This is a genomic window from Rhizobium binxianense (genome assembly GCF_028994275.1).
In the GTDB taxonomy this organism is placed as follows: domain Bacteria; phylum Pseudomonadota; class Alphaproteobacteria; order Rhizobiales; family Rhizobiaceae; genus Rhizobium; species Rhizobium binxianense.
On record NZ_CP118713.1, the window covers coordinates 2481096 to 2506421 of the forward strand.

Below are 25326 nucleotides of genomic sequence, written 5' to 3' on the forward strand. Positions count from 1 at the left end.
TACCGGGTGTGTGACGATGCGGACGTCACGCCTCAACGAGCGTTAGCTTATGATTGCGCAACGCTCCTATCGGCCAGAGAATTCCCCTATCGATCCACTGCCCGCAGCCTCTCGATCTCAGGCTTAACGACTGCGATGAACAGCCCGGGATCGCCGAAAGCCCTCGCCGAGAGCATCGCCCCATGAACCGAGGCCATCAGCATTTGCGCCCGCTCCTCCGGCCGCTTGTCCAACCGAAACAACCCCTGCTCGACTCCAGCCTGCAGCACCGAGGTTAGCCATGCAGCAAGACTCTGGAAATGGGCGCGGACGCGTGAAGCGACCTCTTCCGGCAGCATCTGCATTTCGCTGGCGAGCATCGCGCAGACGCAGAAGGGCTGCGAGGCATCCCGAATGCATGTGTGCCAATAGTTGACGTAGAACTGCAGCTGATCGGCAGGGCTTGCGGCCTGCTCGCGCAGAGACTGCAAACCTGCCTCCGCCTGCTTCCGATAGCGATCCACGAGGACCGAGACCAGCTCGGCCTTTGTCGGAAAATGATGGTGGATGCTCGCCTTCCTGATGCCGATCGCGGCCGAGATGTCAGCATAGCTGAAGCCGTTATAACCTCCCGCCACGATGAGCGACTGCGCGATGTCGAGGATTTTGTCGGAAGTTGAAGCCATTGATTTCATGCCATCGCCTACCTTCTGGTAGGCAGACTGTCAAGCCTGTCGCGGTATCGCTGCCTTCACAAGAAGGTGTGCGCGCGATGCGTTGACTCCGATGTTTGGTCTACCTACTAGTAGGCAGGCAACATTGAAGGAATCTTCCGATGCAAACTCATTCTTCCCTCCAGTCCAATTGGCTGCGATCCTATTATTTCACCCGCGCCGCCTTCTCGATGATCTGGATTGCCGCCGCCATTCTTCTTGCCGGGCAGCCATGCGCCGTAGCCTTTCTGCTGGTGCTCTATCCCTTGTGGGACGCGCTGGCCAATCTGATCGACGCCAGGGTCAATGGCGGCCTGCAGGCCAACCCGTCGCAAACGTTGAATGTCGCCGTCAGCACGGCCACGGCGCTCGCCGTCGTTATCGCGATCAGCAATAGCACCTACGCCGTCCTCGCCGTGTTCGGAGCTTGGGCGATCCTATCGGGCCTGTTGCAGCTCTATACCGGCGTAAGGCGCTGGCGGACCAACGGCGCACAATGGGTCATGATCCTGAGCGGCGCGCAATCGGCCCTTGCCGGCGGCTTCATGATCAGCCAATCGTTTGGCGCCGACGCGCCGACGATCCTGGATATCGTGCCCTATGCCGGGTTCGGCGCATTCTACTTCCTGCTGTCCTCGATCTGGCTTGTCGTCGCAGCCTTTCGCAAGGCACATGCATAGGCGTTGCCCGGTCGCATGGCGGCAATCTGAAACGATTGCCGCCCGAGGCCAGGCACCGCTACTCTCGGCAGCACGAGATTTGCGGGAGACGACCACCTCCTTTCACGCTATGAAGAGCGATCACAGTTCCGCCCATAGACCCCGAGGTCACTCCCATGGCTTTGAAAGTTCTTTTCATTGGCGGCACCGGCCAAATCTCCCATCCATGCGTCGAACGCGCCATTGCCGAGGGTCACCATGTCAGCGTCTTCAATCGCGGCTTGAAAAGCGCCGCCTTGCCTGACGGAGTGACCTCGATCGTCGGGGAGCTCGGATCGAGCGCCTATGCCGATCTCGCCAGGGTCAATTATGATGTCGTCTGCCAGTTCATCGCCTTCACGCCGGATCAGGTGGCGCACGACATCGAGGTTTTCTCCGGCGATTGCGGCCAATACATCTTCATCTCCTCGGCCTCGGTCTACGAAAAACCGCCGCGTCATTACGTGATCACCGAGGAGACGCCGGCGATCAATCCCCACTGGCCCTACAGCCAGGCCAAGATCGCCTGCGAGGAACTGCTCAAGACGTCCGATAATCTCGCCTGGACGATCGTCCGCCCCAGCCACACCGTTCGCACCGGCCTGCCGATCATGATGGGCGACAGCGACATCATGGCGAGGCGCATGCTGGATGGCGACCCCATCATCGTGGCGGGCGACGGCCACACGCCCTGGACACTGACCCGCTCGGTCGATTTCGCCGTGCCCTTCGTCGGCCTTTTCGGCAAGCAGGCGGCGCTGAAAGAGATTTTCCACATCACCTCCGACCGCGCCCATATCTGGGACGATATCCACAAGGCGATCGCCAGATTGCTGGGTGTGGAGGCGAAAATCGTCCACGTGCCGACGGACACGCTGATCAAATACAATCCGGAATGGGTCGGCCCGCTCCTCGGCGACAAGGCCTGGACTGCCATTTTCGACAATTCGAAGGTCAAGCGCGTGGCGGGCGACTTCACCTGCGCCGAGAGCCTGGATGAAATCCTGGCCGACTCGATCACGCACCTCAAACAGCGTCTGGCTAAAAGCCGGCCGCCGAGGGGTGAACTCGATGCGCTGATCGACAGGATTTGTGCGGAGCAAAGCGCTCTCGGTTAGGCGTGGCTTTTCGGCTTGGCGTCGGACCACGGTATCGAGAGCCCGCACCTGCCCTCGGTCTATAAGCCCGCTGACGACTTCTCGTCTTGCACGACAACTGCCGGCGATGTTCGTTTATACGTCGCTCGTTTTGCCAAGGACGTACATATTGGTCGGCGCGCCGTGCAGCATCACCTCGCGCTCGAAGACGAAGCCGCATTTTTCGAGAATGCGCCTCGAAGCGGCGTTGGCGGTGCGAACCAATCCGATCACACGATCCGCCTGCAGATCATCGAAGGCAAATGTCAGGCATTCTCTGACCAATTCCGTGGCATAGCCCTGCCCCCAGCTTTTAGGTTGCAGATGATAGGAAAGATTGAGGCCATCGAATTCCTTGGAAAAAGTCACGCCGCCAAATCCTATCAACGCATCGTCTGACTCGACCGCCCAACGCCCAAAGCCATGATCTTTCCAATGGGCAATGTCGCGCGCAAGCCGCGCTGCGCTTTCCTCCGGCGTATCAGGCCGGGGCACCGGTCGGTGTGCGACCAATTCCGGCCGCGAAAAAAGTCGCGTCAGGAAATCGATATCCCCCTCCGCTGGAGGTCTGAGGCGCAATCGGGCGGTGCGCCTCACTGCAGACTGCAGGACATCCTTGAATTTGTTCTCAAGCATCTTCCATCCAATTTTCACTCGGCAACGTGATCGATACCAGATTATTCCAGGCGGCGCGCTTCCAGCCGAGCATCCTGCCTGTATCCTCCAAAATAGCGACCGCCGTGCGAAGCAACCTCCCGATCGGCCAAAGCCAGAAATCGGGCGCCGTCACCCGCCGCCGCCAGCCTGAACGCTACGTCGAATTCGGCTGCCAGTTGCACGTCGAGCTCCCTCATCAGACGGGGGGCCCACTTGCCTCGGCCGGTCCATGCGCCGCGCGCCCGAGCAGGATCAGATCGGCGAGCTTTTGATAGAGCAGCGCGGCGATCGCGGCGATCTCTTCGGGCGGGCGCGTTCCACGCAGATCGTCGGCAAGGTCGGTGACCTGATAGCGCAACGCGTCATAGGCCGGGCCGGCAAGCGGTTTCGGGCCCGCTGCCAGCGTGGCGGCCACATTCGCCTGGATGAGGCGCGCTCGTTCGAGATCCGGCCCCAATATGCTGCCCGTCGCGACCATATTGCCCATGATTGGATAACCGCTATCGGCGTCCTGATGGAGATAATGCGCCAGCGTCTGCGGATCATGGACGAAGGCCTCGACGGGAAACCCCTTCTCCGTGAACGATTCCCGCCAGGCTCTTTCCAGCGCCGGGAATACGACGACCAGATCGATATCCGAAAAGGCGGTTCCTTCACCGCGTATGAGGGAACCGGTCACAAAAGCGAAAGCGGCGCCGGCAAAGCGGCTGGCGACACAGCGACGGGCAGCGGCAAGCGCCCGCTCGGCGAGAATATGTTTTGGGATATCGTCCACGATCTTGTCCTCGAATGCGGGACACGGGCGGCAACAAAAAACCCGCTCGTCTCCGGCGGGTTGGTCTTAACAGCGATGAACGGAATTCAGTTCACGCGTCTACCACCCACCGCCGCGCGGTGGTCGTAGACCTTGTCGAAACTGCAAAAATCCTGCTCATATCAAACGCTAACCTGCGAGCGTGACACCGTCAAGACACCGAAGCCGAACGCCGGGATGCTTCCCCGGCGTGCCGTTTTCCGTCTAAGATGAACGCCAGACTCGAAAACAGGAAGAGCCGCCCATGCCCCATCCCGCCACCGTCATTCCGCGTCCCGCACCGGTACTGCTGCCGGTCGAAGGCAGCGCCGAGCGTTTTCCGGTGCGCCGCGTCTATTGCGTCGGGCGCAACTATGCCGACCACGCGATCGAGATGGGTCATGATCCCACCCGCGAGCCGCCATTCTTCTTCCAGAAGAATGCCGATAACCTGCTGCCGGCAGGCAACGCCTTTCCCTATCCGCCGCTGTCATCAGACGTGCATTACGAAGTCGAATGTGTGCTGGCGTTGAAATCCGGCGGCGCAGACATTCAGGCTGCAGACGCGCTCAACTGCATTTACGGCTATGCCGTCGGCATCGATTTCACCCGTCGTGACTTGCAGGGCGAGGCCAAGAAGCTCGGCCGCCCCTGGGAAATCGGCAAGGCCTTCGAACATTCGGCCCCTGTGTCGCCAATCGTTCCGGCAAGCAGCCTCGGCCACCCCACCCAGGCAAGGATCTGGCTGGAACAGAACGGCAAACGCGTTCAGGACGGGGATCTCAACCAGATGATCTGGAAGGTGCCGGAGATCATCGCCGAGCTGTCGAAGCTTTTCACCCTGACGCCCGGCGATATCATCATGACCGGCACGCCCGCCGGCGTCGGGGCGGTCGCCCGGGGCGATCGCATCAATTGCGGCATCGACGGTATCGCCACCCTATCAGTCGAGGTCGTGTGAGGAGAGAGCCATGCCCGTCTATGCGCTCGGCGGATCAACGCCGAAACTGCCCGCCGCCGGCCTCTATTGGATCGCATCGGATGCCAACATCATCGGCCAGATCGAACTCGGCGAGAATGTCGGCATCTGGTTCGGCGCCGTGCTGCGCGGCGACAATGAAAAGATCACGATCGGCGAAGGCACCAACGTCCAGGAAGGCGTGATGGCCCATACCGACATGGGCTTCCCGCTGACAACAGGCAAAAGCTGCACCATCGGCCACCACGCCATCCTTCACGGCTGTACGCTGGGCGACAACGTGCTGATCGGCATGGGCGCCACCATCCTGAACGGTGCGAAAATCGGCAACAACTGCCTCGTTGGAGCCAATGCGCTGGTGACCGAAGGCAAGGAATTCCCTGATAATTCCCTGATCGTCGGAGCGCCTGCCCGCCTCGTGCGGGTGCTGGATGAGAAGGCGGTCGAGGGCATTCGCCGCTCAGCGGAAAACTACGTCGCCAACTGGCAACGTTTCGCGCGCGATCTCAGGCAGATCGGGTAACACAGGTAACGCGGAGGCGGGTGGCCAGCCCCGTCCTTCGAGGCCCCTGCGGGGCGCCTCAGGATGAGGCTGCAGAGAGGGCCGCGGATGACAGTCGCGAACGCCTCAGCTTGCCAGATACACAGCGCATCCATCAGCCCCCAGCCGTACGGCACTCCGATTGGCCCTCATCCTGAGGCGCATAGGCCAAAGGCCGGAGCCTCGAAGCACGGGGCGGGTGGCGAAGCCCCCTCTCCACTCACCAGACTCCCGGAATCCAGCGCCAGCGCACACGCGCCATATAGTCCGCATAGCCTTCGAGGCCCTTGCGCAGTTCGGCTTCCTCGCCGAGTGTGCGGCCGAACAGGACGACGACAAGCAGGCCGGCGGGGATCAGCGCGTAGAGCGATCCAAGCGACAGCGCCATGCCGGCGCTGAGCACGATGGCGGTTGCGTATCCGGGATGGCGGATTACGGCGTAGGGTCCGGTGTCGATCACCTTGTGGTCGCGCTCGGTCTGAATGCGCACCGTCGGCTCGAAATGCCGGTTGACCGATTGCGCCCAGGTCAGGCCGAGATAACCTGATGTCATCAGGAGATAACCGATGAAGACGACCCAATCGGGCTGCGGCGCCCAGTGGAAACGCCCGTCGTCGAATGCGCCGACCGGAAGAATGGCGGCAAAGAGAATGATCGTCAGCGTCGCCACCACGGCGTCCCAGGGTTTGGTACCCTTCTGGTATCGGCTGCGCGCCGCAAAAAGCTCCGGATTCGTCCGCCAGATCCAGATGACTGCGACAACAGTCAGCACAAGGAACAGGCCGAGAAAGATCCAGCCGCGCGGCCAGTCGAGCGTGCCGGCTGGCCAGAACAACGCGACAAACATCACCGCAATGGTGATGGCGAGCGATCCGAGCGATGGTGCCGCGGCGAATGCGTGACCGGGCCGGGTGTCTCGCTGCGTCATGATCGCGCTCCGTTCCATTACTTCCGCGTCTTTAGACGCACAGAAGGACGCTGCACCTGGCGGATTTCATTGAAGAAACCACCCTACTCGGCGGCTTCGAGAAACTGGCTGTTTCGTGAGGAAGCGGCAAGCGCCTGAACCCTGGCTTCGGCCTTGGCGATCAGCTGATAGAATTCGTCCTGTGCTTCGACATCCAGCTGGATGACGGCATTGACGTCGTCGGGCGTATCGCAAACGCAGGCGACCGCCGAAATCGGACAAATGCCGCCGGGATAACGTTTGCCGGTTCCCGTATAAGCGCGGCGGCCCCAACGCTCGGAATGGACCGTCTCTTCCCGCTCGAGATGCAGGATCGTTCCCTTGCAAGCGGTCACGATAGCTGCCTTGCCGTAAGCGAACCAATGATAGTTCAGCTTCCGGAGAATATATTTGCCGGTGATATCTTCGCCAGCCAGCTCGGCAGGGTTTTCAATCATTCTGATCATGACGGCTTCCTCAACGTCTAAACAATATCCGTCATGTCGTCGCGCGCAGCAAGTCGAAAAACGCAGCTTTTGGAGACACTTAGTCACAAAGTGTTTCCGATTCTTACACCAAACACTCGCCGAGCCACCCGTCGAGCACACAATTCTTCGTCGAATTTACCGCAACCTGCTACCGATCGCCACGAAGCTGGACTTCGATCGCCGCCTTGTCGATGACCGACCATACCTCGACGATCTTGCCGCCGCGAAATTCGTAGATGACGTTCTCAGTGAAGGAAATCTGCCTGCCGTTCAACTCGAGGCCGAGGAACTTTCCCTTCGGCGTGCAATCGAAGCCCAACCGGCAAGCCACGTAAGGCGGGTCGGCGATCAGCATCAGCACCTTGAAATAAAGGTCTGGAATATCATCGAAGTCCCGCTCGAGCATGGCGACGTAACCCCACAGCCCGAGCCGCCGGCTGTTATGAACAGCATCGTCGCCGACGAACTGCCCGAGATTGGACCAGTCCTGCCTGTTCAGGCAGGCGATGTAGCCGCGATATATCTCCGCGAGTTCGGTTTTCGTCACACGATCGTCCTGGCTAGGCTCTCAGGCAAAAATAGCGCCGGGATCTGCACTTGCCAGCAGCGAGCGCGCCGCCTCGATAGTTTTACTTCAGGAGAACTCACCTGCACGGGGACCAGCAAGCGTCACGCGCCAACCCGTTCGCGATTGGAAATCCTGGGTGGCCAGAAACGTATAGCCAGTCATGCGCCAGGGCTTCACGGCGCCGGTCAGATTATCGAGCACATAATCGCCGCGGTCCGTCCGAGCAACGAGAACGACGTGGTTTTGATCATGCGGTCCGATGACCACGGAGAGCGCCAACCTGTTCGATGGATAACCAGCCTCGATCAGGTCCTTCATCTTCTGGAGGGCGTAGTCCTCGCAGTCGCCACGGCCGGCAACCGGCAGAGACCAGACATCCCCGTTTCCGGAAGACGAGCGATCTTCTGCCGAAACGATACGTCCGTTTACGGCACGATTGACCTTCTGAAGCAGCGCAATCGCAGCCTGCTCGTCCAACTGTTGCACCGCCACCCTGCCGCAAAGCCACTTGTACTTGGCGCAGGCCCCGGCAAATCCCACCGGCGCTCCGATGCTTCGCGTCACAGGCAGAGACGATCCGGCAACTGCTTGAAAATGCGGAATAATCACCAAAAAGGCAGCAAGAGAAAGGAGACGCTTCATAGCCGATTCCCTCTGTTCGTAACGAGAGAATAACACAGTCAGTATAAAAATTTATTAAAATTTTATACTTGTAAACTTAACTGTATTAGATGATTTGAACAGATTAACCATTCTTTGTTCTTCGTATTAATTCATCGTTAGTATAAATGATCTCCCAATTAACATTCGGTTAACCTTGGGAGATGAGTGAAATGATCAGCAGAGCATCGAAATTCGGCCTTGCCGTTGCTTCCCTTCTGGCAAGCAGCAGTCTGGCAACGGCCGCGCCGGCAGTCGTTAATTGCGACAGCGCGGTTCGCGGCACACTCGAATACAGGCTGTGCATGCCGACCAGAGCAATTCAGGCCGATAGCAAGTTCAGCCCGAACGATAGCGATCACGGCAGCCAAAACGTTGGTGGCGGCAAGAAGACATCCAACACCGGCTCGGTCGCCAGCAATGGGAATGATGGCAATAGCGGTGGCAACGGCGAAGGCGTTGATCAAGGCGACGACACCGGTGGAGATCAAGGCGACGACACCGGTGGAAAAGATCAAGACCCCGGCAAGGATGGCCACCACGGAAAAGATGACCACGGCGGCAAGGATCGCGATGATCACGGCGGCGGCAAGGGCGGAAAAGACCGCGACCACGGCAAGGATGGCAAGGGCCACCACGGAAAGGACGATCACGGCGGCAAGGACCGCGATGATCACGGCGGCGGCAAGGGCGGAAAAGACCACGACCACGGCAAGGATGGCAAGGGCCACCACGGAAAGGACGATCACGGCGGCAAGGACCGCGATGATCACGGCGGCGGCAAGGGTGGCAAGGGCAAGGGTGACAACGACGGCCACGGCAAAGGCGACAACGGCGGCCAGGGCAAAAGCGACAACGGCGGCCAGGACAAGAGCGACAATGGCGGCCAGGGCAAAAGTGACAACGGCGGCCAGGGCAAGAGCGACAACGGCGGCCAGGGCAAGAGCGACAATGGTGGCCAGGACAAGAGCGACAACGGCGGCCAGGGCAAGAGCGACAATGGCGGCCAGGGCAAGAGCGACAACGGCGGCCAGGGCAAGAGCGACAACGGCGGCCAGGGCAAGAGCGACAACGGCGGCCAAGGCAAGAGCGACAACGGCGGCCAAGGCAAGAGCGACAACGGCGGCCAGGGCAAGAGCGACAACGGCGGCCAGGGCAAGAGCGACAACGGCGGCCAGGGCAAGAGCGACAACGGCGGCCAGGGCAAGAGCGACAACGGCGGCCAGGGCAAGAGCGACAACGGTGGCCAGGACAAGAGCGACAACGGCGGCCAGGGCAAGGGCTGACCTAACGCTGGCCGGGATTAAACTCGACCGGCGAAAGAATGCAAAGATGAGGTCGGTTTTCCAGCCTCATCTTTTTGTCACGTTGCGTTTCCCTCGGCTCCACCGCTTTCAGGAAGATAATCTTTGCATTCATGGAATCCATTCACCGCGCGGACGCGCGGTGAATGGATTCCTGCGACAAGCGCAGCAACGAGGGAGTTGAAGCGACCTCATTCCGGCCCGCGCGCTTTACGCCGCACACGCCTCACACAGACCGCGGATCTCGATTGTTGTCTTCTCCGGCTTGAACTTCTGCCCCCGCACCCAGCCCATCAGCCGGTGGTCGACCTCGTGGTCGTGAAACTCCATCACCTGACCGCAACTTTCGCAGATGGCGAAGGCGACGATGCCGTGGCTGTGGCAGTCGTCGCCCGGATGGGCGCAGGCGACGAAGGAATTGATGCTTTCGAGCCGGTGCACGACGCCGTATTCGAGCAGCTTTTCCAGCGCCCGGTAGACCTGCAGCGGCGCGCGGAAACCATGGTCGCGCAGCTTGTCGAGGATGGTGTAGGCGCTGAGCGGCCCTTCGGCCTTTTCGAGCACGTCGAAGACCAACGACTGGTTCTTGGTGAGTTGCGGTGTCGTCATGAGCCTAGTCCTTGCATGACCGCACGATGGCGCCTGAGGGGAAGCAGGCTGAGCATGAAGAGGATCAGCGCCGCGACCACAATCGAGGGACCGGAGGGCGTGTCGTAGGTGAGCGAGCCGAACAGCCCGCCGACGACGGCAGCCGCCCCGATCAGCGAGGCGAGCACCGCCATGATCTCCGGCGTCGACGAAAAGCGGCGTGCCGCGGCAGCCGGAATGATCAGCAGCGAGGTGATGAGCATGATGCCGACGATCTTCATGGCGATGGCGATGACGACGGCCATCAAAAGCATGAAGAACAGCCGCGCCCGCTCAGGTCTAAGCCCCTCGGCTTCGGCAAGCTCGGCATTGACGGTGGCCGCCAGGAGCGGCCGCCACAGCCAGGCCATCGCGGCGAGCACGAAGAGCCCTCCGCCCCAGATCAGCGCAATGTCAGTCGTCGAGACGGCAAGGATATCGCCGAACAGGAAGGCGATGAGATCGATCCGCACCCAGCTCATGAAGGCGACCATGACGAGGCCGATCGCCAGTGTCGCGTGCGAGAGGATGCCGAGCAGCGCATCGGCCGACAGTGCCTGGCGCTTCTGCAGGAAAAGCAGCAGCACCGATACCAGGGCGGCGACGGCGAAGACGGCCAGCGTCAGGTTCAGTTCGAAGAGCAGCGACAGTGCGACCCCCAGCAGCGCCGAATGGGCGATCGTATCGCCGAAATAGGCCATGCGCCGCCAGATGATGAAGCAGCCGAGCGGCCCCGTCGTCAGCGCCAGCCCGACACCGGCAAGGATGGCGCGCACGAAGAAATCGTCAAGCATGGCGATCTCCCGCTGTATGCTCATGGGCGTGCGGATGAGCGTGGTCATGTCCGGCATGCCCGTGGTCATGTCCGGCGTGATCGTGATCATGCTCATGATTATGGTCGTGAGCGTGCGCTATGCTGCCGTCATGGGCGTGATGCCCATCATCGGCGTGACAATGATCGGTGACCGTGCCGTCCGCATGCTGCACGCGCCCATCCGGCAGGTGCGTATGATCGTGATGATGGCTGTAGACGGCCAGCGTCTGCGCCGCTCGGCTGCCGAACAGGCGCACATATTCCGGGCTGCGGCTGACGGATTCCGGCGTGCCGCGGCAGCACACATGACCATTGAGGCAGATGACGGTGTCGGTCTCGGCCATGACGACGTGGAGATCGTGCGAGATCAACAGGATGCCGCAGCCGCTAGCGTTGCGGATCGACTTGATGAGATCGTAGAGGGCGATCTCGCCGGAGAAATCCACCCCCTGCACCGGCTCGTCGAGCACCAGCAGATCCGGTTTGCGGGCAATGGCGCGCGCCATCAGCGCCCGCTGGAATTCGCCGCCGGAGAGGTGCTGCACCTCGGCATCGAGCATATGATCGATGCCGGCGGCTTCGAGTGCGGCGCGCATGTCGCGCTCGGGCAGCGGGCCGGTCAGCGTCATCAGCCGGCGCACCGAAAGCGGCAGCGTCCAGTCGATCGTGAGCTTCTGCGGGACATAGCCGACCTTGAGGCCGGCCTTGCGCTCCACCCTGCCCTCGTCGGGCTTCAGCACGCCGATCGCCGCCTTGGCGCTCGTCGACTTGCCGGAGCCGTTCGGCCCGATCAGCGTGACGATCTCACCTCGCGACACGGAAAAATCGACGCCCCGCACCAGCCAGCGGCCGTTCCTGAGAACGCCGACATTTTCAAGCAAAACCAGCGGTTCGGCCTTGATACCACCGGGGATCTTTGCGGGAGAGAGCATCAAATTTTCCGAAAGTGCTGTTGCGTCCTGCTATTGCACACGTTATAGCATAACGCAATTGATGTAATAACATAACAATTGTAATTCAAGGGAAGCATACCGATGCAACGTGCCTTGAGGTCAGCCCTCAAAATGCCGGCTCTCGCAATCATGGGCGTCGCAATCCCCGCCTTGTTCTTTCCTGGAACGATACGAGCAGCCGATGCGCCTGTCGTCGTCACCTCGATCAAGCCGATCCATTCGCTGGTTTCGGCGATCATGCAAGGTGTCGGCGAACCGGAGTTGATTGTCGATGGCGCCGCCTCGCCGCACACCTACAATCTCAAGCCCTCGAACGCCCGCGCTTTGCAAAACGCCAAGGTGATCTTCTGGGTCGGCCCCGGCCTCGAGGCCTTTCTCGAAAAGCCGCTGCAGGCACTGGGCCGGGATGCCAGCATCGCCGCACTCGATGAAGCGCCCGGCCTCGTCAAGCTGCCCTTCCGCGAGGGCGGCGCCTTTGAAGCGCACGATGATGGCGATGAGCACGACACTGCCTCCAGTCATGAACATCATGATCATGATGCCGAAGCCGCGCATGATGCCGATGATGCCCATGACCACGGCGCCTTCGACACCCATCTCTGGCTCGACCCGATGAATGCCAAGGCGATGGCCGCCATGATCACCACGACGCTGGTCGCCGCCGATCCCGCCAATGCACTGACCTATCAGGGCAACGCCAAGGCGCTCGACGATAGGCTGGATGCGCTCGATGCCGAGATCAGGGGCATCGTCGCTCCCGTCAAGGACAAGCCCTTCATCGTCTTCCACGATGCCTACCAGTATTTCGAGCATCGCTACGGCATCCGGGTCGCCGGCTCGATCACCGTCAGCCCGGAAACTATTCCCGGCGCCGAGCGTGTTTCGGAAATCCACAGCAAGGTCGGGCAACTCGGCGCAACTTGCGTCTTTGCCGAACCGCAGTTCGAGCCGCGCCTCGTCGATGTGGTCATCGAAGGCACGCGAGCCAGGTCAGGCGTGCTCGACCCTGAAGCCGCGACGCTGAAGGCTGGTCCCGATCTCTACTTCACCCTCATGCGCGGCATCGCCAACAGCATGAAGGGCTGCCTCTCCGGCGCATGATTGTCATGCGCCGTACTGCGCGTCCTGCCGGACACGCAGCGTTGTGGAGAAAGCCGAAGCGGAAAAAGGCGGACACCCCCGTTCCGCCTTTTTTCGGCGCAACCTATGTAATGATATAACATTAATAAAAATCCGATGAGGTTCCCATGGACAACAGACTTCCGGTCACAGTGCTTTCAGGCTTTCTCGGCGCCGGCAAGACGACACTGCTCAACCATGTGCTCGCCAATCGCGAGGGTCTGCGCGTCGCCGTCATCGTCAACGACATGAGCGAGGTGAATATCGATGCCAGCCTGGTGCGCGACGGCGGCGCCAATCTCTCGCGCACCGAGGAGCAGCTGGTCGAGATGACCAATGGCTGCATCTGCTGCACGCTGCGCGACGACCTTTTGAAGGAGGTGCGCGATCTCGCCACCCAGGGCCGCTTCGATTACCTCCTGATCGAATCCACCGGCATCGCCGAGCCCCTGCCCGTCGCCACCACCTTCGAATTCCGCGACGAGAACGGCCAGAGCCTTTCCGACCTCGCAAGGCTCGATACGATGGTGACGGTCGTCGATGCCGCCAATCTGCTTGCCGATTATGCGTCGGCCGATTTCCTCGCCGACCGTGGCGAAACGGCGGGTGACGGCGACAACAGAACCATCGTCGACCTGCTGGTCGAGCAGATCGAATTCGCCGATGTCGTGGTGCTGAACAAGATCGGCACGGCAAGCGACGAACAGCGCGATGCCGCACGGAAAATCATCATCGGACTCAACCCGGATGCGAGGCTGATCGAAGCGGATTTCGGCAAGGTGGCGCTCGAGGAGGTGCTCGGCACCGGCCGCTTCGATATCGATAAAGCCGAGACCCATCCGCTCTGGTACAAGGAATTGCACGGCTTCCGCGATCATGTACCGGAGACCGAGGAATACGGCATCCGCTCCTTCGTCTATCGCGAAAAGCGGCCCTTCCATCCGGCAAAGCTGCAGGCTTTCCTCGACAGGACTTGGCCGGGCGTGGTGCGCGCCAAAGGCTTCTTCTGGCTGGCGACGCGCCCGCATCACGTCGGCGAGATCAGCCAGGCCGGCGCGATCGTGCGCACCGGCAAGATGGGCCTGTGGCGGGCGGCGGTGCCGCGAGAACAATGGCCTGAGGAACCGGGCTTCATGCGCGCCATCAGCCCCTATCTCGACCCCATCTGGGGCGACCGCCGCCAGGAAATCGTCTTCATCGGCGCCGATCCGATGGACGAGATCTGGATCAGAAGGGAACTCGACGCCTGTCTCATCAGCACGGATGTCTTCGCACCGGAGCGCTGGCGCGACCTGCCCGACCCCTTCGCCAACTGGAGCCGGCACGCGGCATGAAGGCGACGGCAATCAAACCCTACCGCTTCTGCCAGGAATGCGATCCTCTGCAGCCGATCGAGGGGCTGCATCCGCTGACGCATGACCCCTCGGACGAGGCGCCGCGCAAGACCAGCGGATTGCTAGGCATCATCGCCGAACGGGTAATGCCTTTGCGCCGGCAGGACCAAGGCGGGGATGACTGACGCGGTATCCTCCAAGCCGACGACGAATTTGGCGCGAACGACACCACACCCTCTGTAGGCCAGGTCGAGTTTGGCGCGAACGCCAACCCCACTCTCCGTCATCCCAGGCCTTGAGCCCGGGATCCATGCCACTACTGCTGATGGATGCGGTGTGGATGCTCGGCTCACAGTCGCAAAAAGGGCGGCCGAAGCCGCCCCTTTCTTATCCATCCACCGATCAACGACCGGCAATGACGCTGGAGATGATGCCGCTGGTGACGCCGATCAGCAGGTAGTCGTTGTCGGCCCGGACCCAGCGATAGCCGCGCGGCGGCGGCGCCAGCCGGTAGCGGCGGTAGTCGTTGACATCGGAGAACCGCCGGCGTTCGCTGGCGTTGACGCGGTATCCCCTTTTCCAATGCGGCCGGATGACCGTCTTCTCAACGATCACCCGCTTGTGCACGACAGGCGGGCGACGATAATCATCGGCGCTGGCCTGGGAGACAACCATCGGCGAGAGGAGGAAGGAGGCGGAAAGAAGAGCTGCAAAAATCTTTTTCATGTGGGGTTCCTCAGTGGCGGGCACGAGAACAAACTAGGGCTGAAAAGATGAACCGAAACTGAAACTTAAGTTAAACTTTCGTAATGGAATCCGGTGGTTTGGGGCCAGATTCTTGTATTTTAGATGAGGCGCATACATTTTGACAAACCACCGTTTTGCCGAAGTCGGCACGTCGTCCATAGATCGGATTCGATTTCCGGAAGGATTGAGCGCAGATTCAAAATCATCGAACGTTTTGCGATCACGCCCTTGGCGCCGTCGGACGCCGCAAGGGCGAGACAACGCAAAAGATAATGGAGGAAAACCATGCCCGGTATCAGCATGCGCTATATCGTTGACGACGTTGACGCCGCGCTGGAGTTCTACACGAGACATCTCGGCTTCACGGTCGCGCTTCACCCCGCGCCCAGCTTCGCCATCCTGACCAGGGACGGCTTTCGTCTGCTCGTCAGCGGCATGGCGGGACCGGGCGGCGCGTCCCAGGCAATGCCCGACGGGCGAACACCGGAACCGGGCGGATGGAATCGCATGCAGATCGAGGTCGCGGACCTGGCGGCGGAAGTCGCCGCGCTGCGCCAGGCGGGCGCGCGGTTTCGCAACGAAATCGTCCAGGGCATAGGCGGCAAGCAGATCCTGCTCGAAGACCCGGCCGGAAACCCGATCGAGCTCTTTGAAGCGCCGAAGAGATGAGTGCCGCGGCAGCGGTCATGCTCTCCCCGTCGGTTGAATCGCAGGCAAGATCCTGATGACGGCAGGCCGACATCGACGTTGCTAACGGCAAGAATGGCGGCTGCGCCTTGCTACCTCTGCCCGAGCGTGTAGTTTCGGACTCGCGTCAATTCAGAGGTAGGGAAACATGTCCGAATCCGCGGGCGGGCTCTTCGACTATGTCGGGATACTAGCCGTGTTGCTTCTCGTGGCCGCCAATGGCTTCTTCGTCGCCGCCGAATTCGCGCTGGTGTCGGTCAGGCGCAGCCGTGTCACCGAACTTGCCGCGGCAGGCCGCATGAATGCCTCCGCTCTCCAGCGCGCCGTCGACAATCTCGACGCCAACCTCGCAGCCACCCAGCTCGGCATCACCATCTCCTCGCTCGCCCTCGGCTGGGTCGGCGAACCAGCGCTTGCCCACCTGATCGAGCCTCTGCTGTCCTGGCTGCCCGGACAATGGGCGACTACAGGTGCACATACCGTCGCCATCGTCATTGCCTTCGTCATCATCACGGCACTGCACATCGTGCTCGGCGAGCTCGCGCCAAAAAGCCTGGCGCTTCAGCGCAGCGAAGCCACCTCGCTTGCCGTCGTGCGACCGCTCGGCTTCTTCCTGGTGCTGTTCAAGCCGGCGATCTTTGCTCTGAACGGCATGGGTAACCTCGTGCTCAGGGGTGTGGGTCTTCGCGCCGGCACCGGCGAGTCGTCATTCCATTCGCCGCAGGAGCTCAAGCTGCTGGTCGCCGAGAGCCAGGAGGCCGGCCTTCTTAACCAGGTGCAGCAGCAGCTCGTCGAGCGGGTCTTCAACATCGGCGACAGGCCGATCTCCGATATCATGACCCCGCGTCTCGATATCGAATGGTTCGACGCTGACGACAGCGAGGCCGAGATCCTGAAGACCATTCGCGAATGCAGCCACGAACAATTGCTGGTCGCCCGCGGCTCTATCGACGAACCGATCGGCATGGTGCTGAAGAAGGACCTTCTCGACCAGGTTCTCGACGGCGGCAAGGTCAGGCCTATGGCGGTCATCAAGCAGCCGCTGGTGCTGCATGAGGGCGCCTCGGTCGTGCGCGTGCTCGACAGTTTCAAGGCCTCGCCTGTCCGCCTCGCCATCGTCATCGATGAGTATGGCAGCCTGGAAGGCATCGTCACCCAGACTGATCTGCTCGAAGCCATCGCCGGCGACTTGCCGGGATCCAACGAAGAACCCGACATCGTTGTGCGCGAAGACGGCTCGCTCTTGATCGATGCGATGATGCCGGCCTTCGACGCCTTCGAACGGCTCGGGCTGCGCGACCGTCCGGATGCCGATTTCCATACGCTTGCGGGCTTTGCGCTGCACCAGCTCCAGCATATCCCAGAAGCCGGCGAAACCTTCGTCTTCGATAACTGGCGCTTCGAAGTGCTCGATATGGACGGCATGCGCATCGACAAGATGCTCGCAACGCGCATCCCTGCAGACGGGGCGGAAGCCTAACCTGAAAGGCTCTATCTCACGGCCAGCGTCCAGAGCATTCCTGACATCGCACAAGCAAGCAGCGTCGTGATAACAGACGTCCTGAACCGGAAGATCGCGATGGCGGCGGCGGCCGACAGCGCCATTGCCGCCGGCACGGCCGATTGCAGCACGGGGATATCGAGCCGCAAGGTTCCAAGGTGCACGGTCGCGACCTCGGCAAAGAGCGTGTGCAGGCCAAACCAGATGGCGAGGTTGAGAATAACCCCGACCACCGCAGCCGTGATGGCCGACATCGCGCCGGCGAGCGCGACATTGCCGCGCAATTTTTCGATGAATGGCGCGCCGAGAAAGATCCACAGGAAACAGGGAACGAACGTCACCCAAGTTGTCAGGATCGCCGCGAGCGTGGCGGCGAGCATCGGATCCAGCGATCCGGGATTGCGGTAGGCGCCCATGAAGCCGACGAACTGAAGGACCATGATCAGCGGCCCTGGCGTCGTCTCGGCCATGCCGAGGCCATCGAGCATCTCGCCGGGTTTCAGCCAGCCGAAACGCTGCACGGCCTCCTGCGCGACATAGGCGAGCGCGGCATAGGCACCACCGAAGGTGACGACCGCCATCTTGCTGAAGAACAGACCGATCTCGGTGAAAACGTCGTGAGCCCCCAAAGCCGCATAGAGGCCCGCGACGGGCACGAGCCAGAGGGCGAGCAACGCGGCCGACATACGCAGCGACCAAATAAGGTTGGGGCGCGCATGCGCCGGTATGCCCTCTCCGAGCGCGGACTCGGCATCCGAAAGGACCGAACCGCTCCCGGCCTTGTGCCCGCCGCCTGGCCTGAAGGCGGCAAAGCCGAACCTGCCGCCGAGGAAGCCGGCGATGCCGGCGGCAAGCACGATCAGCGGGAACGGCACGTGCAAGAAGAAGATGGCAACGAAGGCCCCCGCCGCAATTGCGAGCATGACGTTATTTCTGAGGGCACGGCTGCCGATGCGGATGACGGCCTGCACAACGACGGCAAGCACCGCGGCCTTCAACCCGAAAAACAGGCCGGCGACGATGCCGACGCTGCCATAGGCCGCGTAGATATAGCTGAGGCAAAGGATCGACAGAAATCCCGGCAGCACGAACAGCAGGCCGGCAACGAGACCACCCAGCGTGCGGTGCATCAGCCAGCCGATGTAGATGGCGAGCTGCTGCGCCTCGGGTCCGGGGAGCAGCATGCAATAGTTCAGCGCATGCAGAAAACGGTGCTCACCGATCCATCGTTTCTCGTCGACGACGATCCGGTGCATGACGGCGATCTGGCCGGCCGGGCCACCGAAGCTCAGGGCGGCAACGCGCAGCCACACCTTGACGGCCTCGCCGAAGGAGACGCCGTGGTGATGCCTCTCGCCTGCGTCTTTCCCCTCCATTTGGCCTCCCGCTTGTCCCATGAGCGGACTGTCCGTCATCTCCGTCATCTCACACCCTCTTCTTCGGCGCGGGCCAGTTGTGGGTTTCCTCGGTCGCGTCCCGGCACCAGCGGAAGAAGGCGTCGTAGAGAAGCATTCCGGCCTCGAGTTGCTCCAGATCGTCGGAATACATCCTGGAAAGGCCGAGCGATGCAGCCAGCAGGCCGGGCGCCTCCGGCGCGAGATCGAGCCTTGCGGTATCCGCCGCCCTGACGATCCGCGCCAGGCGCAGCAGCGGTTCCGATGCCAGTCCGAATTCTTCGATCATCACATCGAACGTGCAGAACTCACCGCGATGGCTCCAGAACACGTCTTCGATATCGAAGGGCACGGCCCCGAAACGCTCGGCGACGGCCAGAACCTCCGGCGCCGGCACGAACAGGAAGACGGCGTCCGGATCGACGAAGCGCCGGATCAGCCAGGGACAGGCGATGCGGTCGATCTTCGGCCGCGCCCGCGTTACCCAGACGGTGCGTCCCTGCGCGTCGCGGCGCGGCAGCTTTTCCTCAGGCACTGCCGGTCCTGTTGCAATCCAGGCTTCGAAGCCGCCTTCGAGGCTTTCCGCGTCGATACCGGCATGTCTGAGATGAGCAGCGACGCCATGGCTGAGCTTGGCGCCCCTCTGGCAGACCACCACGACGGCATCCGCATCGATGCTGCCCGCCCAGGACGCAACCTCGGCATGGTCGCGCCGGATCGAGCCCGGAACCAGGCGCGGATCGAGCGCGAAGTCCTCCTCCGTACGCACGTCGATGACGGCAGGCGCACCGGGCGTTCCGATGAGGCGATTGAGCTTGTCGGGAGAAATTTCGAGAAATGACGGCATGACGCGTCCTCCGTTGATCGGGTTTAATGGACGCGATTCTTCAGCATGACGCCTCGTGGGATGATCGCAACCCCATGACAAAACCATGCGCAAACACACCGCCTCGTGTCAAGCGGGCGCTTGCATGGAAAAGGGTCGCGCAACATTCTTGTCGAAGCGGAAGCGACTTCGGCGGGTGAACTAAGCCCACGGCCCATCGGCAAGCCAGGCGGTATTGGCTGCCGATTCAGGTCGGCTGCGCCCGAAAACCCCTGCTGGCAACGGCTTCCCGGCACCCGCGTGGAACAAAATGACCACTTCGGCATTCTTCTCTCACCGAAAGAGGAGAAAGTACCATGACGTACGACCCCAATAATGCCAACGACCCGAACCGCCCGCTGAACCCAAATCTGGACCTGCGCACCACGCCTGCCGCACGCACCAATAATACGTGGGTTGTCTGGGTCGCTGCATTGGCCGTGATCGCTGTCGCTGCATTCGCCTATTCGCAGTGGAGCACCCCCGGCACATCCCCGGACACGACAGCCTCCACGACCCAATCCGAGCCGGTGCCGGTCAAGCCGATCGCTCCGACTGACAACAGCGCAACGCCCGCACCGGCACCAGCAGCGCCGGCTCCAGCCACGCCGCCGGCTGCCCCTGCCCAGCAGTAACCCTGCTCGGCACACGGAATGGATACGTCCCTGGTGTGTCGGACACGACACCCAGGGAAAGTCCATTGTTCGGGCACATGAGTGGAAAAACGATCTCCATTTGCAGGGTCATGCGCCCATCCGGGCATCTTTTTACCGCGTGGCCCTTGAACCTCCTCAAGCTAATCTTACATAGCATTCATGTAATTTGTCTCCGACGGCTGACCACGGATGTACTGGCAGCCGCCGTTGAGACAGATCGAGGAAGGTCGGTGCGAATTTCGCCCGGCCTTTTTTCTTGTCCTCGCCGTCCGCCAACCTGGCTCGGCCTCTCGCGGGTTCGACGCGTTCGCTAAGATTTTGGCTCGGGGACCTACTTGGGAATCCTGTTGTAGAAGGATTGCGGATCGTACACGCACTCATAGTCCAGCAGGCAGAGCTTGCCATCGCGGTCCTTGATCCTCGCGGTGTCGTATTTATCGCCCAGACTGCATCTGGCCGGCGGATAGCGGAAACTGCGGCCGCCGAAGCCCATGCGCACGAAGACCTTCTTGTCCTGACGGATGATCTGCGCAAGCTCGCCGCAGCTGTGATCCCTGGCATTGACCTCCACCGCCTCGGCGGCAAGGGCTGCGGAAGGAAGCAACAGCGCAACGGCCAGAACAAGGCTTTTCATGGAAACTCCTGAATACGAGAGGATGGAGGTAGGGCATATGCACCCGTGCCGCCAGCCTTCAACACCTCGAATGATAGCCTGTAAACCGCTCGAGCGAATTTTCCGTGCAATCGGTCATGCCGGAGCACATCCCATCCGTTAAGATGTTTCGCCTATCCTGCCGGTTCATGAAACCGACCTTTGGACGCAGGCGCCCCGCATTACCCGAGCGAAAGCGGATCGAGGCCGCGCCAGCCCCTGGGAATGATGCGTTATATGACTGGCGCAAGATCGGGCAATACGCCAGAAACGGTGCGCTTGCCCTTCTGATCGCCGCAAAGCTTGCCATCGCGGCCACACACGTCGCCGCCCTCGACACCTCCTACTCTTTCTCGGAATACGGACCACCCATGGCGGCACTGGTGATATTCATCCTCGGAGGCCTCTGGCTCCTCGGCGTAAAGCCGACCGACCGCGACTGAGACGCTTATCAATCCTACCGTTCGAGTATCACGGGAAATTATAGGATGACGCGGGGTCGTAGACGCAGGCATAATCGAGAACGCATTGCTTTCCCCCGCCGTCGCGGAAACTGGCCGTGCTTCGCATGTCGCCCAGGCTGCATTGAGCCGGCGGATAACGAAAGCTGCGCCCGCCGAAACCGACGCGGACAAAGACCTTCTTGTTCTGACGGATGATCTGCGCAATCTCACCGCAACTGTGATCCACCGCCTTGACCTGCATCACCCCGGCGGCAAAAGCCGGCAGCGGTAGAGACAAGACGACAGCGAAGATGACGCTTCTCATGGCCCCCTCCAGTGTATGAGAAGAAGATAGGGCAAGCGCATGCATGCGGCCAGTGCGAACCGAATCGCCCGTTTCCGGAACGATTTCCAGCGGGCCGGAAAATCCGGCCCGAATACAAATACATCAATCTTATCAAGAGATTTGGTGGGTGATGTAGGGCTCGAACCTACGACCCGCTGATTAAGAGTCAGCTGCTCTACCAACTGAGCTAATCACCCGTTCGCGCTTGGCTGCGCGGTGTGACGGGGCGTATAAACAGGATCGGCAGGCTTGTCCAGCATATCGGCGAAATTTCTTTGGTTAATTGCAAAGATTTTTCGGCATGGCTGAAATGCAGCACGTAGCCCCGAAAATCAGAGCCGGTTTTCGGAAAGGATTATCCGCAGATTCAAAGTCATAGAGCGTCTTTGGCGCGGCCTATCGGACGCGCGGCGCTCCGATGAAATCAAAGGTCCAGCGTGCCGCTCGCCAGTCGCACCGCCTGGCCGCCGATCCGGGCGTTGGAGATCGCCCCGCCATCGACATCGATATGCAGGTGGATGAAGGAGGGCCGGCCCATCTCGACACCCTGCTCGATCATGATCGGGTGATGCCCGTCCGTCAGCCGGTCGAAATGGTGGATCGCGCCGGAGAGTGCGGCCGCCGCCGAACCGGTGGCCGGGTCTTCGACGATGCCCATGCCGCTTGCGAACATGCGCGCGTGGAACTTCGCCACGTGGTTTACGCCGCCGCGGCAATAGACATAGGCCGAGGCAAGTGCACCATCGACGAAGGGCACGATCTTTTCCCAGAGCTGCGGATCGAATTCCACCCGCTGCGCGGCACCGACATCGTGCACCGGAATGAGCAGAAAGGGAACGCCGGCGCTCCAGATCGAGGGCACGTGATTTTCGAAGCCAATCTCGGTGACCTTCAGCGACAGCGCATCGGCCATGCCGAGCTTGTCGAGCGGCATGACGGCCTGCTGCGATTTGCGCGGCAGGTCGAATTCGGCAAAGCTCGCCTCGCCCTCCCTCAACCGCACGGCGCAACGCACGGGCCCGACATTTTCCTCGAGCACGGTGACGAGATCGCGGTTCGTGTCGCCATGGATGCGTTCGGCGAGCGCAATCGCCGTGCCGACCGTCGGATGACCGGCAAAGGGCAGTTCGCGGCCGGGCGTGAAGATCCTGAGCTTCGCCGCATAAGCGGGATTGGCCGAAGGCTGGACGAAAACTGTCTCGGAGAGATTGATCTCCCGGGTGATCGCCTGCATCGCCTCGTCGCTGAGATCGTCTCCGTCGAAGATCACCGCCAGCGGGTTGCCCGCAAGCTTTCGATCGGTGAAAACGTCATAGACGCTGTAGCTTCGCGCCACATCGGCCTCCTTGAATCGGTCATCGCGCCGCCAACCTGCCCGACCAAACGGCCGAGTGCAAGGCGGTAAGTCCGCTAAGAACAACGCACCCCTGGCAGGAGACGCCGGCACCCTTGGATTTATGCGTGATTGTTAATGAAAACTGCATTCGATTTTTGGAGACGGCGGTGGATGGATGCAGGAAGCAGTGCTGGAGCGTGTCCTTCGAGGCTCCAGCCATTGGCCTGCGCACCAACCTCAGGATGGGGGCATTGGTGGACGCCGCGCTGATAACCAACGCAGGTGGACGATGCCGCGACCTCTCCCCGACCTCATCCTGAGGTGTCCCGCAGGGGCCCCGAAGGACGAGGTCGGCCACCGGCAGTAAGGATGTGGCCTCCCGTCACCCGCCAGCCTTGCCGAAATACCAGTCGATCACCGGCAGCATGGCAACGTTGTAAGGATAGGCCGCGTGATCGGCCGAGCGGATCGCCACCGCGCCGGCAATCTCCTTGTCCTCGGCAACCAGCATGTGGGCCTCGATCCGCTCCACCATCTCGTCCGCCGTCATGTCGAAGCGGAAGAGCCGCATGAGCGTTACCGTGCGCCTGGAATAACTGGCGTAGAGCCCCTGCCCAGCCACCGCGTGAGCCAGATCCAATCCGGTTTCCTCATGGACCTCGCGGCGCATATTGGCCTCAATGTCGCAGCTGTTATCGACGATATCCTCGGGCTCCAGCGAGCCGGCGGCGAAATAGACCTGGCCGGGATTGGCGGTATGGGCGCCCATACGGATCGCTACCAGCGCGCCATCGGAACTTTCGAGCACCGGATAGGCGAAGATATGAATGCCGCCCTGGCGCTCAGGCTGGCGGCGCCACCACATGAAGGCGGAAAAGGGAATGACGTAACCCTCGCCCGAAATCCCGTCTTCACCGAGCGATAGCTGCTGCTGGAACACCAGGCGCCCGTCGAAGAGCGCTGGGTTGGCGGCCGTTTCCTTGGCCCAGTTCTCGCGGATCGCCGCTTCCTCGGCAAGGACAAAGGGATGGGTGCCGGGCAGGACACGTAGATCGACGCCGGCGATCGGGAAGACGGTGGCCTCAGGCGGCCAGCCGGCAAAATCATCGGAAAAATCGCTATTCGGAAAATTCATGTTCAAATTGGTTTTCATGTTCGCTCTCAGGGGAGATCCAGTGTCATGACGACGGGGCAGTGATCGGACGCCTTCGGCCGGTCCCAGCCGGTGCGCGGATAACGCTCCACTTCCTGCCCCGGCGGGAAGATGGTGCGATAGGGTTGGCCGCTGCGGATGATGTCAGGCAGGCGGCCGGCATTGTGGGCGGCGAGCGCTGGCGAAAGCCAGAGATAATCAAGCTGGCAGAGCCACTGCTCCTGCGGCCCGCGCGCGTGATAGAGCGTCCAGCGGTCGAGGGCATCGCGGCGGCGCACGACGTTTTCGGCAAAGCCGTCGCGACTGAAGACGTCGAGCGCGCTTTCGGCCTCGTCCTGATGCTCGAAACGATAGCCGGTGCCGCGGCGGCCGATGACGTCGACGCGCTCCTGATAATCATTCATGTCGCCACAGATGGCGAAGCTCTTCTTATCCGTCTGGTCGGCACCGAAGCGATCCTCGATGATGCGGCGCACGGCGCGCGCCTCGGCGCGGCGGATCGGCATCGTCGACTGGCGCCCGTCGAGCCCGTCGCGCGGATTGCCCATCGATTTGAAATGCACGACATAGAGCGAAAACGGTCGGCCGCCGATCAGAAGGTCGAGCTCCAGGCAATCGCGCTTGAAGATTTTGTCGTCGATGCGGTTGGTGAGCGCCAGCTCCTCGTCGAAGAGATCGAGATCGCGATAGGTCGTCATTGCATGGCTTCTGATATCCCTGAGTTCGATCTTCTGGCCGTCGCGCGTTTCCTCGCGCATCAGCACGGCGACATCGATGCCGCGGCTGTCATTGCCCTCCACCAGATATTTCTGCCGGTAGCCGTTTCCGACCATGCGGAAGAGATAGCCGTATTCGAAGGCCTGAAGCGCGGCCATATTGTCGATTTCCTGCAAGCAGAGAATATCGGCATCCGCATCGGCAATCGCCAGCGCCGTCATCTGCCTGGTATCGTCGGTCGCGGCGATCACGCGGGCCTGCTCGAGCTGCTGGTAGACGCCCTCGCTGTTGACCTCGAAAAGCTTGATGACGCGGTCCTGGCGCAACTGGTTGCGGAAGCCGGTGAAATCGAAACGGGTCAGGAGATTTTCGACATTGAAGGTGGCGAGGCGAAGCGACATGGCAGGAGTCCGGTTGCGTCCCGTACATTATCCGGCAATTGCCGCAGGAAAAGGTGGCGGAGCCAAGAAATATGCGGACAACTGCCGTGCTGTATTATCAGGCGTCGGCTCCAAAGGGG

At 61.3% G+C, this 25326-nt stretch carries 29 protein-coding genes, 1 tRNA gene and 1 pseudogene; 12 read left to right on the forward strand and 19 right to left on the reverse strand.

From position 1 onward, the window contains the following. Positions 1-86 precede the first annotated feature (86 nt). Positions 87-674, reverse strand: a complete 588-nt coding sequence (locus PO860_RS12340; RefSeq protein WP_273883981.1) for a TetR/AcrR family transcriptional regulator — start codon at positions 672-674, stop codon at positions 87-89. Between the two features lie 140 nt (positions 675-814). Between PO860_RS12340 and PO860_RS12345 the strand changes: the two genes are divergently transcribed. Next, positions 815-1372, forward strand: a complete 558-nt coding sequence (locus tag PO860_RS12345; RefSeq protein WP_273883982.1) for a DUF308 domain-containing protein — start codon at positions 815-817, stop codon at positions 1370-1372. A gap of 155 nt (positions 1373-1527) precedes the next feature. Then, on the forward strand, positions 1528-2508 hold the full coding sequence (locus PO860_RS12350) for an SDR family oxidoreductase (RefSeq protein ID WP_273883983.1): 981 nt from the start codon (positions 1528-1530) through the stop codon (positions 2506-2508). Between the two features lie 114 nt (positions 2509-2622). Here the strand turns inward: PO860_RS12350 and PO860_RS12355 are convergent, their stop codons facing one another. After that, complete coding sequence (locus PO860_RS12355) at positions 2623-3162, reverse strand: GNAT family N-acetyltransferase (protein WP_273883984.1); 540 nt, start codon at positions 3160-3162, stop codon at positions 2623-2625. Positions 3163-3203: 41 nt separating this feature from the next. Further along, a pseudogene (locus PO860_RS12360) lies at positions 3204-3958 on the reverse strand (nucleotidyltransferase domain-containing protein). Between the two features lie 283 nt (positions 3959-4241). On the opposite strand from PO860_RS12360, the gene PO860_RS12365 reads away from it, so the two are divergent. Both PO860_RS12365 and PO860_RS12370 read left to right on the forward strand, forming a co-directional pair. Further along, a complete protein-coding gene (locus PO860_RS12365; RefSeq protein WP_183606781.1) occupies positions 4242-4937 on the forward strand; it encodes a fumarylacetoacetate hydrolase family protein in 696 nt (231 codons plus the stop codon). Between the two features lie 10 nt (positions 4938-4947). After that, entirely contained in the window at positions 4948-5478 is a 531-nt protein-coding gene (locus tag PO860_RS12370) for a gamma carbonic anhydrase family protein (protein ID WP_273883985.1), read from the forward strand. Between the two features lie 238 nt (positions 5479-5716). Here PO860_RS12370 and PO860_RS12375 read toward each other — a convergent pair whose 3' ends face one another. The 4 genes from PO860_RS12375 to PO860_RS12390 all read right to left on the reverse strand — a co-directional run bounded on the left by PO860_RS12375 (position 5717) and on the right by PO860_RS12390 (position 8140). Further along, positions 5717-6424: a methyltransferase family protein gene (locus PO860_RS12375; RefSeq protein WP_273883986.1), complete on the reverse strand. Its 708-nt coding sequence runs from the start codon at positions 6422-6424 to the stop codon at positions 5717-5719. 83 nt (positions 6425-6507) lie between these two features. Further along, entirely contained in the window at positions 6508-6909 is a 402-nt protein-coding gene (locus PO860_RS12380; RefSeq protein WP_183606778.1) for a hypothetical protein, read from the reverse strand. 169 nt (positions 6910-7078) lie between these two features. Next, positions 7079-7477, reverse strand: a complete 399-nt coding sequence (locus PO860_RS12385) for an ester cyclase (protein WP_273883987.1) — start codon at positions 7475-7477, stop codon at positions 7079-7081. Between the two features lie 87 nt (positions 7478-7564). Continuing rightward, complete coding sequence (locus PO860_RS12390) at positions 7565-8140, reverse strand: transglutaminase-like cysteine peptidase (RefSeq protein ID WP_183606776.1); 576 nt, start codon at positions 8138-8140, stop codon at positions 7565-7567. Between the two features lie 191 nt (positions 8141-8331). Here PO860_RS12390 and PO860_RS12395 point away from each other — a divergent pair, with 191 nt between their 5' ends. Next, on the forward strand, positions 8332-9444 hold the full coding sequence (locus PO860_RS12395; protein WP_275037836.1) for a putative sodium/potassium/calcium exchanger: 1113 nt from the start codon (positions 8332-8334) through the stop codon (positions 9442-9444). 228 nt (positions 9445-9672) lie between these two features. Here the strand turns inward: PO860_RS12395 and PO860_RS12400 are convergent, their stop codons facing one another. From PO860_RS12400 to PO860_RS12410, 3 genes are read right to left on the reverse strand one after another with little or no spacing between them, the layout of a single operon-like run. Beyond that, positions 9673-10071, reverse strand: coding sequence for a Fur family transcriptional regulator (locus tag PO860_RS12400; RefSeq protein WP_003564680.1), 399 nt, complete (start codon positions 10069-10071; stop codon positions 9673-9675). Then, positions 10068-10883, reverse strand: coding sequence for a zinc ABC transporter permease subunit ZnuB (znuB, locus tag PO860_RS12405; RefSeq protein WP_273884189.1), 816 nt, complete (start codon positions 10881-10883; stop codon positions 10068-10070). Before znuB ends, PO860_RS12400 begins: the two co-directional genes overlap by 4 nt. Further along, positions 10876-11835 carry an ATP-binding cassette domain-containing protein gene (locus PO860_RS12410; RefSeq protein WP_272782181.1) on the reverse strand — a complete coding sequence of 320 codons (960 nt, stop codon included), beginning with the start codon at positions 11833-11835 and terminating at the stop codon, positions 10876-10878. The genes znuB and PO860_RS12410 overlap by 8 nt, the downstream gene beginning before the upstream one ends. Positions 11836-11985: 150 nt before the next feature. On the opposite strand from PO860_RS12410, the gene PO860_RS12415 reads away from it, so the two are divergent. From PO860_RS12415 to PO860_RS12425, 3 genes are all read left to right on the forward strand, one after another. Further along, entirely contained in the window at positions 11986-12957 is a 972-nt protein-coding gene (locus tag PO860_RS12415; protein WP_411196323.1) for a zinc ABC transporter substrate-binding protein, read from the forward strand. Between the two features lie 146 nt (positions 12958-13103). Beyond that, positions 13104-14309 carry a zinc metallochaperone GTPase ZigA gene (zigA, locus tag PO860_RS12420; RefSeq protein WP_275037837.1) on the forward strand — a complete coding sequence of 402 codons (1206 nt, stop codon included), beginning with the start codon at positions 13104-13106 and terminating at the stop codon, positions 14307-14309. Then, on the forward strand, positions 14306-14494 hold the full coding sequence (locus PO860_RS12425) for a hypothetical protein (RefSeq protein ID WP_273884192.1): 189 nt from the start codon (positions 14306-14308) through the stop codon (positions 14492-14494). Before zigA ends, PO860_RS12425 begins: the two co-directional genes overlap by 4 nt. Before the next feature lie 217 nt (positions 14495-14711). Here PO860_RS12425 and PO860_RS12430 read toward each other — a convergent pair whose 3' ends face one another. Further along, complete coding sequence (locus tag PO860_RS12430; RefSeq protein WP_273884193.1) at positions 14712-15035, reverse strand: RcnB family protein; 324 nt, start codon at positions 15033-15035, stop codon at positions 14712-14714. Positions 15036-15341: 306 nt separating this feature from the next. Between PO860_RS12430 and PO860_RS12435 the strand changes: the two genes are divergently transcribed. Continuing rightward, positions 15342-15725, forward strand: a complete 384-nt coding sequence (locus PO860_RS12435; RefSeq protein WP_272782177.1) for a VOC family protein — start codon at positions 15342-15344, stop codon at positions 15723-15725. Positions 15726-15891: 166 nt separating this feature from the next. Continuing rightward, the gene (locus PO860_RS12440) at positions 15892-17223 is read left to right on the forward strand and encodes a hemolysin family protein (RefSeq protein ID WP_273884194.1); all 1332 of its coding nucleotides are present in this window, start codon (positions 15892-15894) and stop codon (positions 17221-17223) included. A gap of 11 nt (positions 17224-17234) precedes the next feature. Here the strand turns inward: PO860_RS12440 and chrA are convergent, their stop codons facing one another. Then, the gene (chrA, locus tag PO860_RS12445; RefSeq protein ID WP_273884195.1) at positions 17235-18668 is read right to left on the reverse strand and encodes a chromate efflux transporter; all 1434 of its coding nucleotides are present in this window, start codon (positions 18666-18668) and stop codon (positions 17235-17237) included. Between the two features lies 1 nt (position 18669). Next, on the reverse strand, positions 18670-19485 hold the full coding sequence (locus tag PO860_RS12450) for a chromate resistance protein ChrB domain-containing protein (RefSeq protein WP_273884196.1): 816 nt from the start codon (positions 19483-19485) through the stop codon (positions 18670-18672). A 335-nt stretch (positions 19486-19820) separates the two neighbouring features. Here PO860_RS12450 and PO860_RS12455 point away from each other — a divergent pair, with 335 nt between their 5' ends. Next, positions 19821-20138 (forward strand): hypothetical protein, encoded by a 318-nt coding sequence (locus tag PO860_RS12455; protein WP_273881065.1) that lies wholly within the window; start codon positions 19821-19823, stop codon positions 20136-20138. Between the two features lie 352 nt (positions 20139-20490). Here the strand turns inward: PO860_RS12455 and PO860_RS12460 are convergent, their stop codons facing one another. Then, on the reverse strand, positions 20491-20793 hold the full coding sequence (locus PO860_RS12460; RefSeq protein ID WP_183606764.1) for a hypothetical protein: 303 nt from the start codon (positions 20791-20793) through the stop codon (positions 20491-20493). Between the two features lie 116 nt (positions 20794-20909). Between PO860_RS12460 and PO860_RS12465 the strand changes: the two genes are divergently transcribed. After that, entirely contained in the window at positions 20910-21254 is a 345-nt protein-coding gene (locus PO860_RS12465; protein ID WP_246718253.1) for a hypothetical protein, read from the forward strand. 28 nt (positions 21255-21282) lie between these two features. Here PO860_RS12465 and PO860_RS12470 read toward each other — a convergent pair whose 3' ends face one another. From PO860_RS12470 to PO860_RS12490, 5 genes are all read right to left on the reverse strand, one after another. Continuing rightward, on the reverse strand, positions 21283-21579 hold the full coding sequence (locus tag PO860_RS12470) for a hypothetical protein (protein ID WP_183606763.1): 297 nt from the start codon (positions 21577-21579) through the stop codon (positions 21283-21285). 142 nt (positions 21580-21721) lie between these two features. Beyond that, positions 21722-21797: transfer RNA gene (locus PO860_RS12475), tRNA-Lys, on the reverse strand. A 227-nt stretch (positions 21798-22024) separates the two neighbouring features. Then, on the reverse strand, positions 22025-22936 hold the full coding sequence (locus PO860_RS12480; RefSeq protein WP_183606762.1) for a PhzF family phenazine biosynthesis protein: 912 nt from the start codon (positions 22934-22936) through the stop codon (positions 22025-22027). 382 nt (positions 22937-23318) lie between these two features. Then, complete coding sequence (locus tag PO860_RS12485) at positions 23319-24089, reverse strand: NUDIX hydrolase (RefSeq protein ID WP_183606761.1); 771 nt, start codon at positions 24087-24089, stop codon at positions 23319-23321. Between the two features lie 8 nt (positions 24090-24097). Continuing rightward, complete coding sequence (locus tag PO860_RS12490) at positions 24098-25207, reverse strand: endonuclease/exonuclease/phosphatase family protein (protein WP_183606760.1); 1110 nt, start codon at positions 25205-25207, stop codon at positions 24098-24100. Positions 25208-25326 lie beyond the last annotated feature (119 nt).

What these genes read in the sequence shown, in the direction of transcription:
- PO860_RS12340 (WP_273883981.1), bottom strand. Translation starts at nt 674, where the DNA reads ATGAAATCAATGGCTTCAACTTCCGACAAAATCCTCGACATCGCGCAG.
- PO860_RS12345 (WP_273883982.1), top strand. Translation starts at nt 815, where the DNA reads ATGCAAACTCATTCTTCCCTCCAGTCCAATTGGCTGCGATCCTATTAT.
- PO860_RS12350 (WP_273883983.1), top strand. Translation starts at nt 1,528, where the DNA reads ATGGCTTTGAAAGTTCTTTTCATTGGCGGCACCGGCCAAATCTCCCAT.
- PO860_RS12355 (WP_273883984.1), bottom strand. Translation starts at nt 3,162, where the DNA reads ATGCTTGAGAACAAATTCAAGGATGTCCTGCAGTCTGCAGTGAGGCGC.
- PO860_RS12365 (WP_183606781.1), top strand. Translation starts at nt 4,242, where the DNA reads ATGCCCCATCCCGCCACCGTCATTCCGCGTCCCGCACCGGTACTGCTG.
- PO860_RS12370 (WP_273883985.1), top strand. Translation starts at nt 4,948, where the DNA reads ATGCCCGTCTATGCGCTCGGCGGATCAACGCCGAAACTGCCCGCCGCC.
- PO860_RS12375 (WP_273883986.1), bottom strand. Translation starts at nt 6,424, where the DNA reads ATGACGCAGCGAGACACCCGGCCCGGTCACGCATTCGCCGCGGCACCA.
- PO860_RS12380 (WP_183606778.1), bottom strand. Translation starts at nt 6,909, where the DNA reads ATGATCAGAATGATTGAAAACCCTGCCGAGCTGGCTGGCGAAGATATC.
- PO860_RS12390 (WP_183606776.1), bottom strand. Translation starts at nt 8,140, where the DNA reads ATGAAGCGTCTCCTTTCTCTTGCTGCCTTTTTGGTGATTATTCCGCAT.
- PO860_RS12395 (WP_275037836.1), top strand. Translation starts at nt 8,332, where the DNA reads ATGATCAGCAGAGCATCGAAATTCGGCCTTGCCGTTGCTTCCCTTCTG.
- PO860_RS12400 (WP_003564680.1), bottom strand. Translation starts at nt 10,071, where the DNA reads ATGACGACACCGCAACTCACCAAGAACCAGTCGTTGGTCTTCGACGTG.
- znuB (WP_273884189.1), bottom strand. Translation starts at nt 10,883, where the DNA reads ATGCTTGACGATTTCTTCGTGCGCGCCATCCTTGCCGGTGTCGGGCTG.
- PO860_RS12410 (WP_272782181.1), bottom strand. Translation starts at nt 11,835, where the DNA reads ATGCTCTCTCCCGCAAAGATCCCCGGTGGTATCAAGGCCGAACCGCTG.
- PO860_RS12415 (WP_411196323.1), top strand. Translation starts at nt 11,986, where the DNA reads ATGGGCGTCGCAATCCCCGCCTTGTTCTTTCCTGGAACGATACGAGCA.
- zigA (WP_275037837.1), top strand. Translation starts at nt 13,104, where the DNA reads ATGGACAACAGACTTCCGGTCACAGTGCTTTCAGGCTTTCTCGGCGCC.
- PO860_RS12425 (WP_273884192.1), top strand. Translation starts at nt 14,306, where the DNA reads ATGAAGGCGACGGCAATCAAACCCTACCGCTTCTGCCAGGAATGCGAT.
- PO860_RS12430 (WP_273884193.1), bottom strand. Translation starts at nt 15,035, where the DNA reads ATGAAAAAGATTTTTGCAGCTCTTCTTTCCGCCTCCTTCCTCCTCTCG.
- PO860_RS12435 (WP_272782177.1), top strand. Translation starts at nt 15,342, where the DNA reads ATGCCCGGTATCAGCATGCGCTATATCGTTGACGACGTTGACGCCGCG.
- PO860_RS12440 (WP_273884194.1), top strand. Translation starts at nt 15,892, where the DNA reads ATGTCCGAATCCGCGGGCGGGCTCTTCGACTATGTCGGGATACTAGCC.
- chrA (WP_273884195.1), bottom strand. Translation starts at nt 18,668, where the DNA reads ATGACGGAGATGACGGACAGTCCGCTCATGGGACAAGCGGGAGGCCAA.
- PO860_RS12450 (WP_273884196.1), bottom strand. Translation starts at nt 19,485, where the DNA reads ATGCCGTCATTTCTCGAAATTTCTCCCGACAAGCTCAATCGCCTCATC.
- PO860_RS12455 (WP_273881065.1), top strand. Translation starts at nt 19,821, where the DNA reads ATGACGTACGACCCCAATAATGCCAACGACCCGAACCGCCCGCTGAAC.
- PO860_RS12460 (WP_183606764.1), bottom strand. Translation starts at nt 20,793, where the DNA reads ATGAAAAGCCTTGTTCTGGCCGTTGCGCTGTTGCTTCCTTCCGCAGCC.
- PO860_RS12465 (WP_246718253.1), top strand. Translation starts at nt 20,910, where the DNA reads ATGCCGGAGCACATCCCATCCGTTAAGATGTTTCGCCTATCCTGCCGG.
- PO860_RS12470 (WP_183606763.1), bottom strand. Translation starts at nt 21,579, where the DNA reads ATGAGAAGCGTCATCTTCGCTGTCGTCTTGTCTCTACCGCTGCCGGCT.
- PO860_RS12485 (WP_183606761.1), bottom strand. Translation starts at nt 24,089, where the DNA reads ATGAAAACCAATTTGAACATGAATTTTCCGAATAGCGATTTTTCCGAT.
- PO860_RS12490 (WP_183606760.1), bottom strand. Translation starts at nt 25,207, where the DNA reads ATGTCGCTTCGCCTCGCCACCTTCAATGTCGAAAATCTCCTGACCCGT.